Source organism: Planktothrix paucivesiculata PCC 9631 (genome assembly GCF_900009265.2).
Classification (GTDB): Bacteria; Cyanobacteriota; Cyanobacteriia; order Cyanobacteriales; family Microcoleaceae; genus Planktothrix; species Planktothrix paucivesiculata.
This window is the reverse complement of record NZ_LR735013.1, coordinates 130,496-144,919: the sequence shown is the minus strand read 5'-3', so window position 1 is coordinate 144,919 and position 14,424 is coordinate 130,496. Positions and strand designations below refer to the sequence as shown.

The following is a 14,424-nucleotide window of genomic DNA, read 5'->3' as shown; positions in this document are numbered from 1 at the left end:
AATTATACACCATCTGTAGGGGCGAACGGCCGTTCGCCCCTACTAGATATGGTTGTTTTGCGTAAGTCCTGTCTATTTAAACCGTTGTAAAGGAACCGTTTTCGGATCAAGAATTTTGGGACTGAGACTGCCAAATTTAATCGCTAAAGACATTTTATCTTTATTTGAGAAAACGTGGGTGACTTCTCCAATTCCAAAGGTACGATGAAAGACTTTATCCCCAACTTTCCAGTCTTTAACATCCGATTCTAACTTAACATTTTTTGCGGGTTGTTTCGTCTCTGTGGGTGATTTTGTCTCTTTTTTAGTTCCTTTATTTTTAGTTGTTTTGGGTTGAATGGGAGGAGTATACCCATGAATTAATCCTTCGGGTAATTCCTGCAAAAACATCGAGGGGATACAGGATTCTAAAGTCCCCCATAAACGCCGTTGACAAGCATGGGTTAAAAATAATTGTTCCTGGGCGCGAGTAATCCCAACATAACATAAACGTCGTTCTTCTTCTATTGATAAGGGGTCATTTAAACTGCGATAATTCGGGAAAAGTCCCTGTTCTAAACCGACTAAAAAGACAATCGGAAATTCTAATCCTTTGGCCGCATGGAGGGTTAATAGGGAAACCGCTTGTTGTCCTTCTTTTAAGTTATCTAAATCGGACGCTAAGGAGGCACTAGCTAAAAATCCGCCTAGGGTATTATCCTCATATTCCTCTTGAAATTGGGAGACGGCATTCGTCAATTCTTTAATATTTTCTAAGCGGTTTTCGGCTTCATCGGTTCCTTCATTTTTTAGGTCCTGAATATAACCCGCATCTAATAAAACTCCTTCTAAAATTTGCATGGCGGAATGATCTTCGATCCGTTCTTGCCAAGTTTTAATAGTTTGAGCAAATTGATTGACGGATTTGGCTGAACGTCCGGCTATGGTATTAACAGAATCCTCATCACTAATCACTTCCCACAGGGGAATTCCTAACTGTTGAGACGCATTCATTAACCCGTCAATGGTGGTTTTACCAATGCCTCGACGGGGAACATTAATAATTCTGAGCAAACTAATACTATCGGCGGGGTTGGCAATAACTCGTAAATAAGAGATGGAATCCTTGATTTCTTTGCGGTCATAGAACCTTAATCCCCCCACAACGGTATAGGGAATATTATTCCTTAATAAGACATCTTCTAGGGCGCGAGATTGGGCGTTGGTTCGATATAAAATGGCGAATGCCCCGTAATCTAATTCGGGATTTTTTTTGCTAATTCCTTGAATTTGTGATAAAATGAAGTTAGCTTCATCTACTTCGTCATCTGCCCGATAACAATAAATGGGTAGCCCTTCTCCTCGGGTGGGACGGAGGATTTTATCAATGCGTTCAGTATTTTGTTGAATTAGATGATTTGCGACTTGTAAAATATTTTCCCGGGAGCGATAATTTTCTTCTAATTTAATCATTGTGCGGGTATCGTCATCGGGTAAGCGATCGCCAAAATCCTGTTGAAATTCTAATAATATTTTATAGTCCGCCATCCGAAACGAATAAATCGATTGATCTACGTCTCCCACGACAAAAATAGAGCGATTTTGCCAATTTTTAATGGTTCTTGGGTTTTCACCATTGGTAACTAATAATCGAATTAAGTTATATTGGGTGCGGTTAGTATCTTGATATTCGTCTACTAAAATATGACAAAACTTTTGATGCCAATAGGCTAATACCTGTTCATTTTGACTGAGTAAATCAACGGTTATTCTAATTAAATCATCAAAATCTAAAGCGTTATTTGAAGCTAATTTAGATTGATAGGAACTATAAACCTCTGAAACGACTCGCCCATAATAATCAGGATTTTCTCTAGCATATTGTTGAGGAGAAAATCCGAGGTTTTTAGCATTACTAATCGAATATCTAATTTTTTTAGGCTCAAATTTCTTATCGTCTAAATTCATATCTTTGAGAACGATATGCTTGACTAATTTTTGAGCATCATCTTCATCAAAAATTGAGAAATTCTTATCCCACTTTCTGCCACTTTCGTCTTGATATTTATTAATATCATATCTCAAAATTCGAGCGCACAAACTATGGAAGGTTCCCATCCATAGATGTTTGCTAATACTGCGATAAACCTTTGATTTTAATCGGGTTTGCTCATCGGCGGCTAAAGCGGATAAGGGTTTTCCAAATTCCAGTTCTGCCTGTTGTTGAGCGAAAATCAACTCCACCCGCTCTTTAATTTCCTTCGCGGCTTTATTAGTAAAAGTCACAGCCAAAATATTCTCAGGATGAACCCGATGGCTGCGAATTAAATTAGCGATGCGATAGGTTAAAGCCCGTGTTTTACCCGAACCCGCCCCCGCCACCACCAGCATCGGCCCACAAAAATGTTCCACCGCTTGACGTTGGCAGGTATTAAGATGGCTAAGGAAATCAATGGTTTGAGTCATGGCTACAGAAAACACAGGAATTCAATTAATTCTATCCTATCTATAGCCGCGAATCGGGAATACCAGAACTAGAATGACTTAAGATTTTTGAATTCTGTTATAGGTCTCCTGAACAACATCAAGTAAGGTTAACACTTGCTGCCATCCGGGATCTCCAGTCCCATTATTGCTGTGATGTTCTGCGGTTAAACGGTCTTTTAAATGCTTAAATAAATCATTAACCGATAAAACAATTTCCCTAGAAGCATCTTCTTTATCGTCTGCATCATCGCCACAATCGTCATCTTCTCCAGAATCTTCTACGTCTTGATGAATATCCTGGGCGGTTTCCGCTAAAGTTAAAGCCCGTTGAGCAATATTTTCCGGGAGTTTAGGACTTTCTCCTAAAGCAATCCGAGACAATTCTAGCAATAGTTGACGGACTTGTTCAATCCATTGGGCTTGCTGAGATTGCCAACCTGTGTTGGCTGATTTTTGCAGAATATCTTGGGCTTTTTGGGCTAAAGGTAAAGATTTAGTGGAAACACTGTCGGGCAATTTAGGAGTATCTGCCAAAGAAGCGCGGGCTACTTCAATTAAGAAGTCATGGACTTGCTTGACCCACTCAAGATCGGATAATTGTGAACTTACTCTAGGCATATCTTAAACTCTGGTGATTTTTTACTCATAAATGTGGAACATCAATACACAGTCCTCCATTATTCTCCGCAGGTCGCACTTTGTCTAAGGTGGGGGATTTTGGGCAGATCAGTTCAAACAAATGTTTTCAGGGTTAGATTTTTTCAATCCCTAACATGAATCTAAAACCCAGTTTATCAAAAAACCGGGTTTAAAAGTTTCAGTCCCTCTCTAGGACAGCTATTGATTTACTTCTCTGTGAGATTCCACACCCCTTCCCAGGTTTCATCCGGGGGTTGGGTGGTTTCATACAGAATACAGCGATCAACGTGCAGTTTAGCCGCTTTATTTTTCGGATCGATTTCTAAAACCGTCAGAAATTCCCGTTTGGCAGTCCTCAAAGATTGTTTGGCTTTGTCGGCAAATTTGCGTTTAGCTAAATCAACCATTTTCCGAAGTTTTGGTAGGGGCATTTCTGCGGCTTCGTCTTCTAACATTTTTTGGGTATTCACATCGGTTGTAAACTGTTTGAGTTTAACGATGAGTAATTTTTTAGTTTCCCGAGGAGTAAATCCTTTGACTTTTTCCGGTAAAAGGGCTAAGGCTTCCTCCGTAGGCATCCGTTTAAAGTCTTCTAGGGCTAACCGCTTGATGATATTTTCATCTAACATTTCGGTTAGTTTCTCCAAAGAATTTTTTAATAACATTTGTCCTAATAAATCCTTATCATCGTAGGAGAGTTTTTTCATTTGAACTTCGGAGAGATCTTCGAGTTCTTCTAATAAGGGCACTATTTCCTCTGCGGTTAATTTTTCCGTGGCGGGTTTGAGGTAATATTCCCGTCCTAGATGATAGTGGTCGATGATCCCCTGTTGTTTTTCGGAAATTGGTCGGACTAATTTCCCTTCCCGAATGCCAACGAGTTCATAAATTCTCACCGGTTGGCTTTTGCCTTTAACCGTGATGAAATCGAGTTCCCGCACAATTACCCGATCAGCATAATGGATATAGGTATTCTCACTAATTACGATATCCGTGCCATATTGTTTACTGGTTCCTTCTAAACGGGATGCGAGGTTAACTCCATCCCCAATAGAGGTTAATTCCATCCGTTTACTCGACCCAATATTTCCCGATACCACTTCATCGGAATGGAGGCCCATACCAATACCAATGGGCATTAAACCTTGGGCAACCCGACCTTCATTGTATTCGGCTAGACGGTAGCGCATTTCCACGGCCGCTTGCATCGCCATCCAGGGATGATCCACAAGGGGGGCGGGAGAACCAAACACGGCCATTAACGCATCTCCGATATATTTATCCAGGGTTCCTTTATAGCCCAATACGGTGTCTACCATTTCCTCAAAATAGGAGTTGAGCATGGTGACTACTTCTTCGGCTTGCAGTTTTTCTGTTAAGGTAGTGTAGCCGCGGATATCACTAAATAAAACGGTAACGTCTTTGCGTTTTCCACCTAACCCGGTATCCCCACTGGCTAACAGTTGTTCAGCGACTTCTGGGGTCATGTAGCGATACATTAAGTTCTTGATTTCTTTCTCGCCACTGATATCTTCCATGACTACTAACGCCCCACTAACTTTTTCTGGGTTATTAATATCAGACATGGAATTAATCGATAAATTCACACTCCGAGAGGATTCATTTGTCTCCGAGAATAAGGTTTGATCGGGGTAATATTGTTGCCGATCTTTGGCATCTTTTGGGTCTAAGGAGGTATCAAACCATTTGCGGAAATCTCCGTCTTTGACCTGAATTAAATCTCGGACAGAACGCCCTTTAACAACATCTTCCTCTCGGATTCCTAGGAGTTCCATGGCACAATCATTTGTGGCAATCATGCGACCTTCTTTATCCGTAGAAATGACCCCATTACTGAGCGATCGCAGAATATCTTTTTGCCGTTGTTCCTGTTCTTTGACTTTTTGGAACAATTTGGCATTTTGTAGGGCAACCCCGGCTTGAATATTAAACGCCTGCATGAATTCTAAATCATTACTATTAAAGCTGGCTTTCCATTGTTCCGGGGCTTCTGGCCAATCTGCTGGATTATAGGGAGGATGCTCTCCTTGTTTTTTCTTATTAATTAACTGAGTCACCCCAATCAGTTGATTATCGGCATTATAAACGGGCGTACATAACATACTGCACGTCCGATATTTCGTTCTTTGATCCGTTTCTTTAGAGGTTTGGGAACGAGGATCGTTATACAAATCAAAGGGAATTAATAAAGGTTCACCACTTTGGGCAACCACTCCAGCAAATCCGGCGTTTCGAGGAATCCGAATTTCTACTAACTTTTCATTAATCGGAATTTTTGTCCAAAGTTCTCCTTTTTCTTCATCTAATAACCAGAGGGTACTGCGATCGGCATTCATTAATTCTTTTGCCTGATCCATGACATTTTTTAGGGTTTCCTCTAAGTCCAAACTACTCTTACTTAGGGCATTAACCGCATTCATTAAAGCGGCCGCAGCCCGTTGTCTGACCGTGGCGGCATAGAAGGAACGAGAGGACTCTAAAATCAGGCGAATCGAAGGAACAAATTCTTCAAATAGTTTTTCATCATCGGCGGTAAATCCGTCAAAATCTATCTTTTCATCTAAGGGTTCATGGGGAGCAGCATTCAGTTTTAATTTATTCAGTAACTGTACCACCGCCACCAAGCCATCTTCATCATTTAAAAGAGGCATAACGACCATCGTATAAGTCCGATAGCCATTTCTCTGATCCATTTTCTGGGCAGCGGCCGAACGCGGATCATTATAAAAATCGTAGGGAATATTAACGACCGTTCGGGTTGTAGCGACTTCCCCAGCAATGCCTACGGTGGATGGGATTCTCAATTCTAGGGGTTTACCATCCTGTCCGCCCGCGACAATTGACCAAAGTTCGTGTTTTTCTTCATCTACTAGCCAGATCGTTGTCCGATCGGCATTCAACAGTTCCCCTATTTTAATTGTAATCGACCGCAACATTTCATTGAGGATTTCCTCAAACCCCTGAGCATCGAGCAGATTATTCAGCATCGATAGGGTTTGATTAACGGTTTTTAGTTTTTCCTCAACATTTTTAACAACTTCAACGAAATTATCTTTGGTTAACGGAGCCAGAAAAGAGGAGAAACTTCCGCCTCCAGCACCCGTAGGAACTAGCCCACCATTCGTTGATGTGGCTGGTTTTTGAGAAGGGGTGTCACCCCCTACTGGGTTTACAATTTGATTGCCGTTTCGATTAGCTGTAGACTCCACAACGGGCGTTACATCAATCACTTGTGATGAAACCACCGTTGATTCTCCTGATTTAGAATTGGTCGGGGATGCAGATTTCATAGGGGTTTAAGACATAGATTGGGGTTCAAACCGTCTTTTAGGGAAAGATTAATATTTTTTTAAGTTTTGAACTATCAAAAGAAAATAGCCCATGGACAATTACTGTTTACCAGTTTACGTTGAATATTGACAAGTTGCTAGATTTAATCCCATTTGGGGCAAGCCCGGTTTGTCAAACCATTGTTGCATTTAGTATAGATTCTCGTCTGTGTTTTGTTCTACCAATTTTGAAAAAATAGGGCCAGAGGTAATAGGGATCACAGATTTAAGAGAATTTACGCAAATTTGGGGATGTAACCCTAGATGTAGGAGTAATTCATGAATTACCCCTACTCTTCATAGCGGTGATAAGTAAGTGCTGTTTAAGAGGATTTCACGGATTTTAATCTGTCAGGACTTACTCAAGCAAGCTATATATAGTGTACTTGCGTAAGTCCGGTGATAGTATAAAGATTGCCTAAAATTATGCCTTAACATTTGCCGATATGCCTTTAAGTTGGAATGAAATTAAGCAAAGGGCGATCGCCTTTTCTAAGGAATGGGAAACTGAAACTTCAGAGAAGTCAGAGTCACAATCATTCTGGAATGATTTTTTTAATGTGTTTGGCATTTCACGGCGGCGGGTGGGAAGTTTTGAGCTACCGATTAAAAAGGCAGATAATAAACAAGGCTTTATCGATCTTTTGTGGAAAGGGATGATTTTGGTGGAGCATAAGTCTAAGGGCAAAGACTTAGATAAGGCTACACAACAGGCAAAAGATTATTTTCCCAATTTAAAAGAGCATGAATTACCAAAATATATTTTAGTTTCGGATTTCCAAAAATTCCGGCTTTATGATTTAGATACGGACGAAACTACAGAGTTTGAGCTAAAGGATTTTGTAAATCATGTGCATCTATTCGGCTTTATGGCCGGATATGAAAAACGGGTTTATAAGGATGAAGATCCTGTCAATATTAAGGCGGCGGAATTGATGGGAGAACTGCACGATCGCCTCAAAGAAATTGGCTATATAGGGCATGATTTAGAGGTGTATCTGGTGCGGCTATTGTTCTGTATGTTTGCTGATGATACGGGGATTTTTAATAAGGGAATTTTTTGGGAATATATCGATCTGCATACCAAGGAAGATGGCAGCGATTTAGCGATGCACATTGCTTCGATTTTCCATGTTTTAAATACTCCCAATGATAAGCGGTTAAAAAATTTAGATGAGAATTTAGTGCAGTTTCCCTATGTGAATGGGAAGTTATTTGAGGAGACTGTAAAACCTGCGGCGTTTGATAAACCGATGCGTGAAATGTTGTTAAAAGATTGTGGGTTTGATTGGGGTAAAATTTCCCCGGCGATTTTTGGGTCGATGTTTCAGGCGGTAATGAATCAGACGGAACGGCGCAATTTAGGGGCGCATTACACTTCTGAAAAGAATATTCAAAAGTTGATTAAGCCGCTTTTTTTGGATGATCTTTATATTGAATTTGAGAAGGCTAAGGGTAGTAAGGGCAAACTAGAAACATTACATAAAAAGATTGCCAATTTACACTTTCTCGATCCTGCCTGTGGTTGTGGTAATTTCTTGATTATTACCTATCGGGAATTGCGAGATTTAGAAATTAAAATTTTGCGTGAATTGTATAGAAAAGACGAGGGTTTTGTTGATGTAAGAATTTTTATTCAAGTTGATGTAGATCAGTTTGCAGGGATTGAATATGATGAATTTGCGGTGCGGGTGGCTGAGGTGGCGATGTGGTTAATTGATCATCAGATGAATGTGAAGGTGGGTAATGAGTTTGGGCAGTATTTTGTGCGGTTGCCATTGAAGAAATCCGCGAAGATTGTGCATGGTAATTCGTTGCGGATTGATTGGGAGTCTGTTGTTGCAAAAGAGAAGTTAAATTTCATTTTGGGTAATCCTCCATTTGTCGGGAAACATTTACAAAATACTCAACAAAAAGCAGATATGGGGTTGATATTTGCTGGAGTGAATGGTGCGGGTGTATTGGACTATGTAACACCTTGGTATATTAAGGCAGCACGGTTAATTCAAAATACAGATATTCGTTGTGCTTTTGTTAGTACAAGTTCAATTTCGCAAGGTGAGCAAGTGGGGATTCTCTGGCGAGAGCTTTACAACAGATACAAAATTAAAATTCATTTTGCTCATCGTACTTTTAGTTGGAGTAATGAGGCAAAAGGTAATGCGGCTGTACATTGTGTGATTATTGGCTTTGGGTTACAGGATATTGAAAATAAGAGAATCTTTGATTATGTAGATATCAAGGGCGAACCAACGGAAAAAAGAATTAGAAATATTAACCCGTATTTAGCTGAAGGGAATGATTTAGTTGTATTAAAGAGAACTACTTCAATTTGTAATAGCTCTGAGATGCTTAAGGGTAGCCAACCCACTGATGGAGGTAATCTCCTAATGACTGATGAAGAGAAAAATGAATATGTCAAGCAAGAGCCAGATGGATTAAATTTTATTCGACCATTTATCTCAGCAGATGAGTTTTTAAATGGTAAAAAACGTTGGTGTTTTTGGCTTACAAATATTCAACCCAATGAACTCAAAAAGTTACCTTTACTTTTAAAAAGAATAGAATCTGTTAAACAAATGAGGATGATGAGTTCTAAAATCGCAACAGTTAAATGGGCGCAATATCCAACTGTTTTTACAGAAAATAGGCAACCTAGTAACGATTACATTATCCTGCCTCGACATTCTTCAGAAAATCGAAAATATATTCCTATAGGTCTTTGTAAAAAGCATGAAATTGTTGCTGATAGTTGCAATTGTATTCCTAATGCAACTCTATATTTATTTGGTATTCTCACTTCAGAAATGCACATGACTTGGGTTAGATATGTCTGTGGAAGATTAGAAAGTCGTTTTCGTTATTCCAATACAATCGTTTACAACAATTATCCATTCCCTGAAAACGTCAGCGACAAACAAAAGCAAAAAGTCGAAACTGCCGCACAAAAAGTATTAGACACAAGGGAAAAATATCCTGATAGTAGCCTCGCCGATCTTTACGATCCTCTCACCATGCCGCCCGACTTGGTAAAGGCACATCAAGCCCTAGATAAAGCCGTAGACCTTTGCTATCGTCCCCAACCTTTTGTTAGTGAATTAAATCGCATTGAGTATTTATTTAGCCTCTATGAAACCCTAAGTGCACCATTGCTCAAAGTCGAGAAGAAAAAGCGAGTTAAGAAAAAAGATAGTTAATAAATTAGATGATCTGGCGATCGCTATTCGGTGTGAGTAGTGATTTTTAGGCGATCGCTTTTGCTGTATTTAGATGTACAATTAGATATACAGATAGTGCGAACCTTATGGCTAACTTGCATCAAGGTATTACCGAGGCGAAATCAGCATTTTTAGGTGATCGTGATGTTTTGGCTGTTGAGGGGGCGATCGCTCTAAAACCCAAACCGAACTCTATGTTAGAATTTTAAATATTTTAGTATCTACACAATATGAAAAGCCAGTTATTAAAATTAGCTTTTGAAATAGAGCTTCAAGACGGAGAAAAATTTACAATACCTAGCTCCATAATAGAAGGAATCGGCAAAGGTAAATGGCTTATTACTATTCAGCCAAAATCAGAAACAGAAACAGGCGATCGCGCCCATGATGCCTTTTTAAAAAGTTATTCGTCAGAAGATGAAGGATTATATGACGACTATTAAGGCAGGAGAAATCTGGGTTGCATCAATTCCTTTTACAAATGGCATATCTTCAAAAAAGAGACCCGTATTAATTCTTTGGCTAGATGAAGCCGATCTTATATTAGCAGCAGTGACATCTGCACGGCCGAGAACACAAACCGATGTTTTACTAAAAGACTGGACAACCAGTGGTTTACGAGTTGCCTCAACTGTGCGTTTATCACGACTTGATTGCTTAGAGAAATCTTTACTAATTACCAAATTAGGGCAGCTATCTCAAGAAGATGCTGATAACTTGCGTGAAGTATGGAACACTCATATCAAACCTCAGTTTTGAAATAATGCGATCGCGGTTTGATTTTTTTGAAGTGGCGATCGCTATTCCTGTGAGTTTTGATTTTAGGCGATCGCTTTTGCCGTATTTAGATGTACACTTAGATGTACAGATAGATTCAAAAATAATGCTATCCAATATTCCGATTACAGAAGCAAGAAACGAGTTAACCTCATTACCTGAAAAACTTGCCCAGCAAGGCGGTACACTGGCAATTACCCGCAGAGGCAAGCCTGTCCTAGCTGTGATGACATGGGAACATTACGAAGCAATACTCGAAACCATAGAAATACTTGGTGATGCGAACCTTATGGCTAACTTGCGTCAAGGTATTACCGAGGCGAAATCAGCACAAGGAATAGATTGGGAATCAGCTAAACGAGAATTAGACCTGTGATGTATCGCGTCGTCATTCAGCCCACGGCTTTCAAACTATTAAAAGAAATTAGCGATCGTCGTATCCTTAAAAAAATTAGCGATCGCATTGACAAGCTCAAAGAATCTCCCGAAATCCAGGGAAAACCATTACTCGGTGAACTAGATGGTTATTACAGTGTGCGTGCAGTTGGACAAAGATATCGCATCATTTACGCGATCGAGCAAGCTCAAGTCACTGTCATGATTGTAGCTTTGGGAATTCGGAAGGATGGTAGTAAACAAGACGTATATGCTCTTGCCAAAAAGCTATTGAGATTAGGGCTATTAGACGAGTCAGAGGAGGATCAAGATGATGATTAAAATTCAGAATTAGAGAATAGAATTTTGGGTATTGGGAAGTGATAGAAAAAGCGATCGCTAAAGGAGAAAACAACTATGGCAAGACCTGCAATTCACGCTGGCGAAATCTTATCTGATGAACTAGAAGAACACAGTCTTTATCTAAATTATATCGCCATCAAGCTTTCTAAACAATAAGCGATCGCACTAATTTTATTTTCTTAGCCAATTGATTAAAAGATTTTTAATGCGTATTAGTCTTTCTGGTGAGATATTTCCTAAACGTGCATTGATTACAGATGATTCGACACTTGTTAATCGTCCTAGCCGAATTAAAGAAGCCACTTTAAGTCCAGTAGTAAGATAGTCAGAATCTGAGGTATTAATAATTTCGTCAAATCCTAGAGTAGCTTGATGGAGACGAGAAGAAATTAAAGCAAGTAATAAATCACGATGGCGACTTGGTGAAATAGCAATAATTAAAGCTGGACGTAGTTTTCCTGATTTCAAGTCTGCTTGAGGAAAACGAATTAGAACAATATCACCTGGTTTCATGGTTGATAAATTTCTTGAGCATCTGCTAGGGAATATTCAATTTCATCTTCTTCTTTGAAAAATTGCTCTAATGAAAATTTTTGCCAGTCTTCATCTTGCCAATTAGTATATTCTAAAATGTTGTTTGGCTCAGTGGCAATTAATCGGGTAAAGTTGGCAATTTTTTCAACAATGTGATCAGGTAATCGGTCAATCTGTTGGTGAAGTTCTTCACGAATTGTAGTAGACATAAGTTAAATTATTTGATTAAGGTGTAAAAATAAATACCTATATAATTTTACCAAATCATCCCCAAATTTAACACAAAACCTTTTAAAACATCTTCCCCCGAAACCGTAGCGGGAGAATCCAAAACTTCAACCTCTTTTCCTGGTCTATAAATCTCTACTTGACGAGATTTACGATTAATTAATATACCCAAACGCAGACCATTATCTATATATTCTCTCATCTTTTCTTGTGTAGTCTTCAAACTATCACTAGGAGAAAGTAACTCAATTACAAAATCAGGACAAATAGGGGGAAACTTTTGTTTTTCCTCATCAGTTAAAGCATCCCATCTTTCCAACTTGATCCAAGAAGCATCAGGAGAACGATCTGCACCATTTGGTAATTTAAAACAAGTCGAAGAATCAAAAGCAATGCCAGTACCATCAACATCAGTCCAATTCATTACCTGTTGAGTGATTCTCGCATTTTTGTTTCCTGTTTCTCCTCCCGTTGGTGGCATAATTATTAACTCTCCATTGGCATTTCTTTCAAATCTCAATTCCCGGTTGTTTTGACATAGCTGAAAAAATTGCTCATCAGTCATTTCTATTAATGATTTCAAATTGACAGTTAAAGCATTCATAGTCCTATCCTCATTGAATGTTCATGGATAAATTTTAACTATCTCATATCCTATTACATATTATTAGTTACCAATTAATAGCTTTATTTTGTCATAATTTTGGAGTTTTTGGTGTCAAACCTAATTCTTCATCAAAGCAGCTTGGGTCAAAAGGGACTCGGCAAAGGCGATCGCTTCTTGGGCTGATTCTCCACTGGCCAATTGAGCCAATTCTTCCCGACGTTGGGAGGAGGTTAACTGACTGACACGAACAACGGTGCGGGTTTCTGGGGCCTGGGAATTGGGTTCTAAGTCGGTTTGGATGGTTTCTTTGATTACCCGAAAATGATGATCTCCCATGGCCGCAACTAGGGGCTGGTGGGTGACACAGAGGACTTGATGGCGCTGACTCAGTTGGTGGAGTTTCTGGGCAATGGCGGTGGCCACTCGTCCCGATACCCCAACGTCAATTTCATCAAAAACTAAAGTTCCTGACCCAGCAATTTGGGAAAAACAGGCTTTTAAGGCTAGTAAAAACCGACTCATTTCTCCTCCCGATGCGATCGCCCCCAAGGGTTGCAGGGGTTCTCCTGGGTTGGGACTAAAGCAAAATTGAATCTGATCCGCCCCCATAGCGGTCGGGGAAATCGGATGAATTTCTGCTTGAAATTTAACATTATTCATCGCTAAAGGTTTGAGTTCTTTTAGCAAATGGGTTTCCAATTGATGGGCGGCTTTTTGGCGCAGGTCAGTTAGATGTTGACAGGTTTCTTTAAGCTCTTGAACCGCTTGTTGATAGGTCTGTTCTAAGGATTCAATCGATTGCTCTTCATCTTCTAACTCTTTTAATTCCTCTTGAATGCGTTGATAATATTCGATAACTTGTTCTAAAGTTTGCCCATATTTTCGACAAATTTGTTTTAAGTCTCGAATCCGATCTTCTACTTCTTCTAACCGTTGGGGATCGGATTCTAATTGTTCTCCATAACTGCCAATTTGTCTTCCGGCTTCGGTAATTTGAGCCATGGCCTCACTAACTATTTCTAAAATAGGTTGAAGTTGGGGATCATATTCGACTAAATCACTGAGTTTGTTTTCCGCTTGGCTTAATAAATCCGCCGCAGCTAACCCGGTTTCACTTTGATATAGGGCTTGATAAATTTGATAACTTTGTTGTTGGAGTTCAACAATATGATTAAGTCGTTGATGTTCAATTTGTAATTGTTCTAATTCGTCTGCTGTGGTTAAAGTAGCTGCATCTAATTCTCGAATTTGATAGGTTAATAAATCCAACCTTTGTAACCGTTGCTGTTCAAATTGACGGCGTTTCTCTAGGGCATGACTACAGGTTTGAGCTTGGGTATAAGTCGATGCTACAGCTTTTCTAGCTTTGATTAAGGGTTGACCGCCATAGAGATCTAACCATTCCTGTTGTAGTTCGGGTTGACCGAGTTGTAAGGTTTGTCCTTGGGCGGTAATTTCAATTAAGCGCTCGCGCAGTTGTTCAATTAATTTGCGATTGACTAATACTCCATTAACGCGAGATCGACTGCGTAGTTTATCCCCGGTAATTACTACTTCCCGACTGCAAACAATTAAACTTCCATCGACTAAATCAATTTCTTGTTCTGTTAACCAATTAAACCATTTTTTGTCCATCTCAAATGTTGCTTCTAATAGCGATCTTGTAGCTCCTGTTCTGATCGAACGACGGTCTACTTTTCCCCCTAAAATCGCATCAACTGCATCTAAAATAATCGATTTTCCGGCTCCAGTTTCTCCGGTAAATACATTTAAACCCGTACCTAAATCTAAATCTAAATGATCAATTAAAGCAAAATTTTCTATTCTTAGAGAAAGTAACATATTAATCAGTTATTAGTTATCAGTT

Annotated in this window: 13 protein-coding genes; 6 read left to right on the top strand and 7 right to left on the bottom strand. The window is 39.5% G+C overall.

Annotated features, from left to right (window positions below; genetic code table 11):
- Window positions 1–72 precede the first annotated feature (72 nt).
- The 3 genes from pcrA to PL9631_RS11095 all read right to left on the bottom strand — a co-directional run bounded on the left by pcrA (window position 73) and on the right by PL9631_RS11095 (window position 6,416).
- Window positions 73–2,445, bottom strand: coding sequence for a DNA helicase PcrA (gene pcrA / locus PL9631_RS11105; protein ID WP_083620233.1), 2,373 nt, complete (start codon window positions 2,443–2,445; stop codon window positions 73–75).
- 78 nt (window positions 2,446–2,523) lie between these two features.
- Window positions 2,524–3,084, bottom strand: coding sequence for a hypothetical protein (locus tag PL9631_RS11100; protein ID WP_083620232.1), 561 nt, complete (start codon window positions 3,082–3,084; stop codon window positions 2,524–2,526).
- A gap of 227 nt (window positions 3,085–3,311) precedes the next feature.
- Window positions 3,312–6,416 carry an adenylate/guanylate cyclase domain-containing protein gene (locus PL9631_RS11095; RefSeq protein WP_083620230.1) on the bottom strand — a complete coding sequence of 1,035 codons (3,105 nt, stop codon included), beginning with the start codon at window positions 6,414–6,416 and terminating at the stop codon, window positions 3,312–3,314.
- A 485-nt stretch (window positions 6,417–6,901) separates the two neighbouring features.
- On the opposite strand from PL9631_RS11095, the gene PL9631_RS11090 reads away from it, so the two are divergent.
- From PL9631_RS11090 to PL9631_RS11070, 6 genes are all read left to right on the top strand, one after another.
- Window positions 6,902–9,652: a DNA methyltransferase gene (locus PL9631_RS11090; RefSeq protein WP_083620228.1), complete on the top strand. Its 2,751-nt coding sequence runs from the start codon at window positions 6,902–6,904 to the stop codon at window positions 9,650–9,652.
- A gap of 107 nt (window positions 9,653–9,759) precedes the next feature.
- Window positions 9,760–9,882, top strand: a complete 123-nt coding sequence (locus tag PL9631_RS27020) for a hypothetical protein (RefSeq protein WP_269321696.1) — start codon at window positions 9,760–9,762, stop codon at window positions 9,880–9,882.
- 21 nt (window positions 9,883–9,903) lie between these two features.
- The gene (locus PL9631_RS11085; RefSeq protein WP_042156661.1) at window positions 9,904–10,116 is read left to right on the top strand and encodes a hypothetical protein; all 213 of its coding nucleotides are present in this window, start codon (window positions 9,904–9,906) and stop codon (window positions 10,114–10,116) included.
- Window positions 10,103–10,432: a type II toxin-antitoxin system PemK/MazF family toxin gene (locus PL9631_RS11080; RefSeq protein WP_083620225.1), complete on the top strand. Its 330-nt coding sequence runs from the start codon at window positions 10,103–10,105 to the stop codon at window positions 10,430–10,432. The genes PL9631_RS11085 and PL9631_RS11080 overlap by 14 nt, the downstream gene beginning before the upstream one ends.
- A complete protein-coding gene (locus tag PL9631_RS26115; protein WP_197046337.1) occupies window positions 10,380–10,826 on the top strand; it encodes a type II toxin-antitoxin system Phd/YefM family antitoxin in 447 nt (148 codons plus the stop codon). Before PL9631_RS11080 ends, PL9631_RS26115 begins: the two co-directional genes overlap by 53 nt.
- Window positions 10,826–11,167, top strand: a complete 342-nt coding sequence (locus PL9631_RS11070; protein ID WP_083620223.1) for a type II toxin-antitoxin system RelE family toxin — start codon at window positions 10,826–10,828, stop codon at window positions 11,165–11,167. Before PL9631_RS26115 ends, PL9631_RS11070 begins: the two co-directional genes overlap by 1 nt.
- 192 nt (window positions 11,168–11,359) lie before the next feature.
- Here the strand turns inward: PL9631_RS11070 and PL9631_RS11065 are convergent, their stop codons facing one another.
- From PL9631_RS11065 to recN, 4 genes are all read right to left on the bottom strand, one after another.
- Window positions 11,360–11,701: a type II toxin-antitoxin system PemK/MazF family toxin gene (locus PL9631_RS11065; protein ID WP_083620221.1), complete on the bottom strand. Its 342-nt coding sequence runs from the start codon at window positions 11,699–11,701 to the stop codon at window positions 11,360–11,362.
- On the bottom strand, window positions 11,698–11,931 hold the full coding sequence (locus PL9631_RS11060; protein WP_083620219.1) for a hypothetical protein: 234 nt from the start codon (window positions 11,929–11,931) through the stop codon (window positions 11,698–11,700). The genes PL9631_RS11065 and PL9631_RS11060 overlap by 4 nt, the downstream gene beginning before the upstream one ends.
- Window positions 11,932–11,978: 47 nt before the next feature.
- Window positions 11,979–12,554 carry a Uma2 family endonuclease gene (locus tag PL9631_RS11055; protein WP_083620216.1) on the bottom strand — a complete coding sequence of 192 codons (576 nt, stop codon included), beginning with the start codon at window positions 12,552–12,554 and terminating at the stop codon, window positions 11,979–11,981.
- Window positions 12,555–12,674: 120 nt separating this feature from the next.
- Window positions 12,675–14,399 carry a DNA repair protein RecN gene (gene recN, locus PL9631_RS11050; RefSeq protein ID WP_083620213.1) on the bottom strand — a complete coding sequence of 575 codons (1,725 nt, stop codon included), beginning with the start codon at window positions 14,397–14,399 and terminating at the stop codon, window positions 12,675–12,677.
- Between the last annotated feature and the right edge of the window lie 25 nt (window positions 14,400–14,424).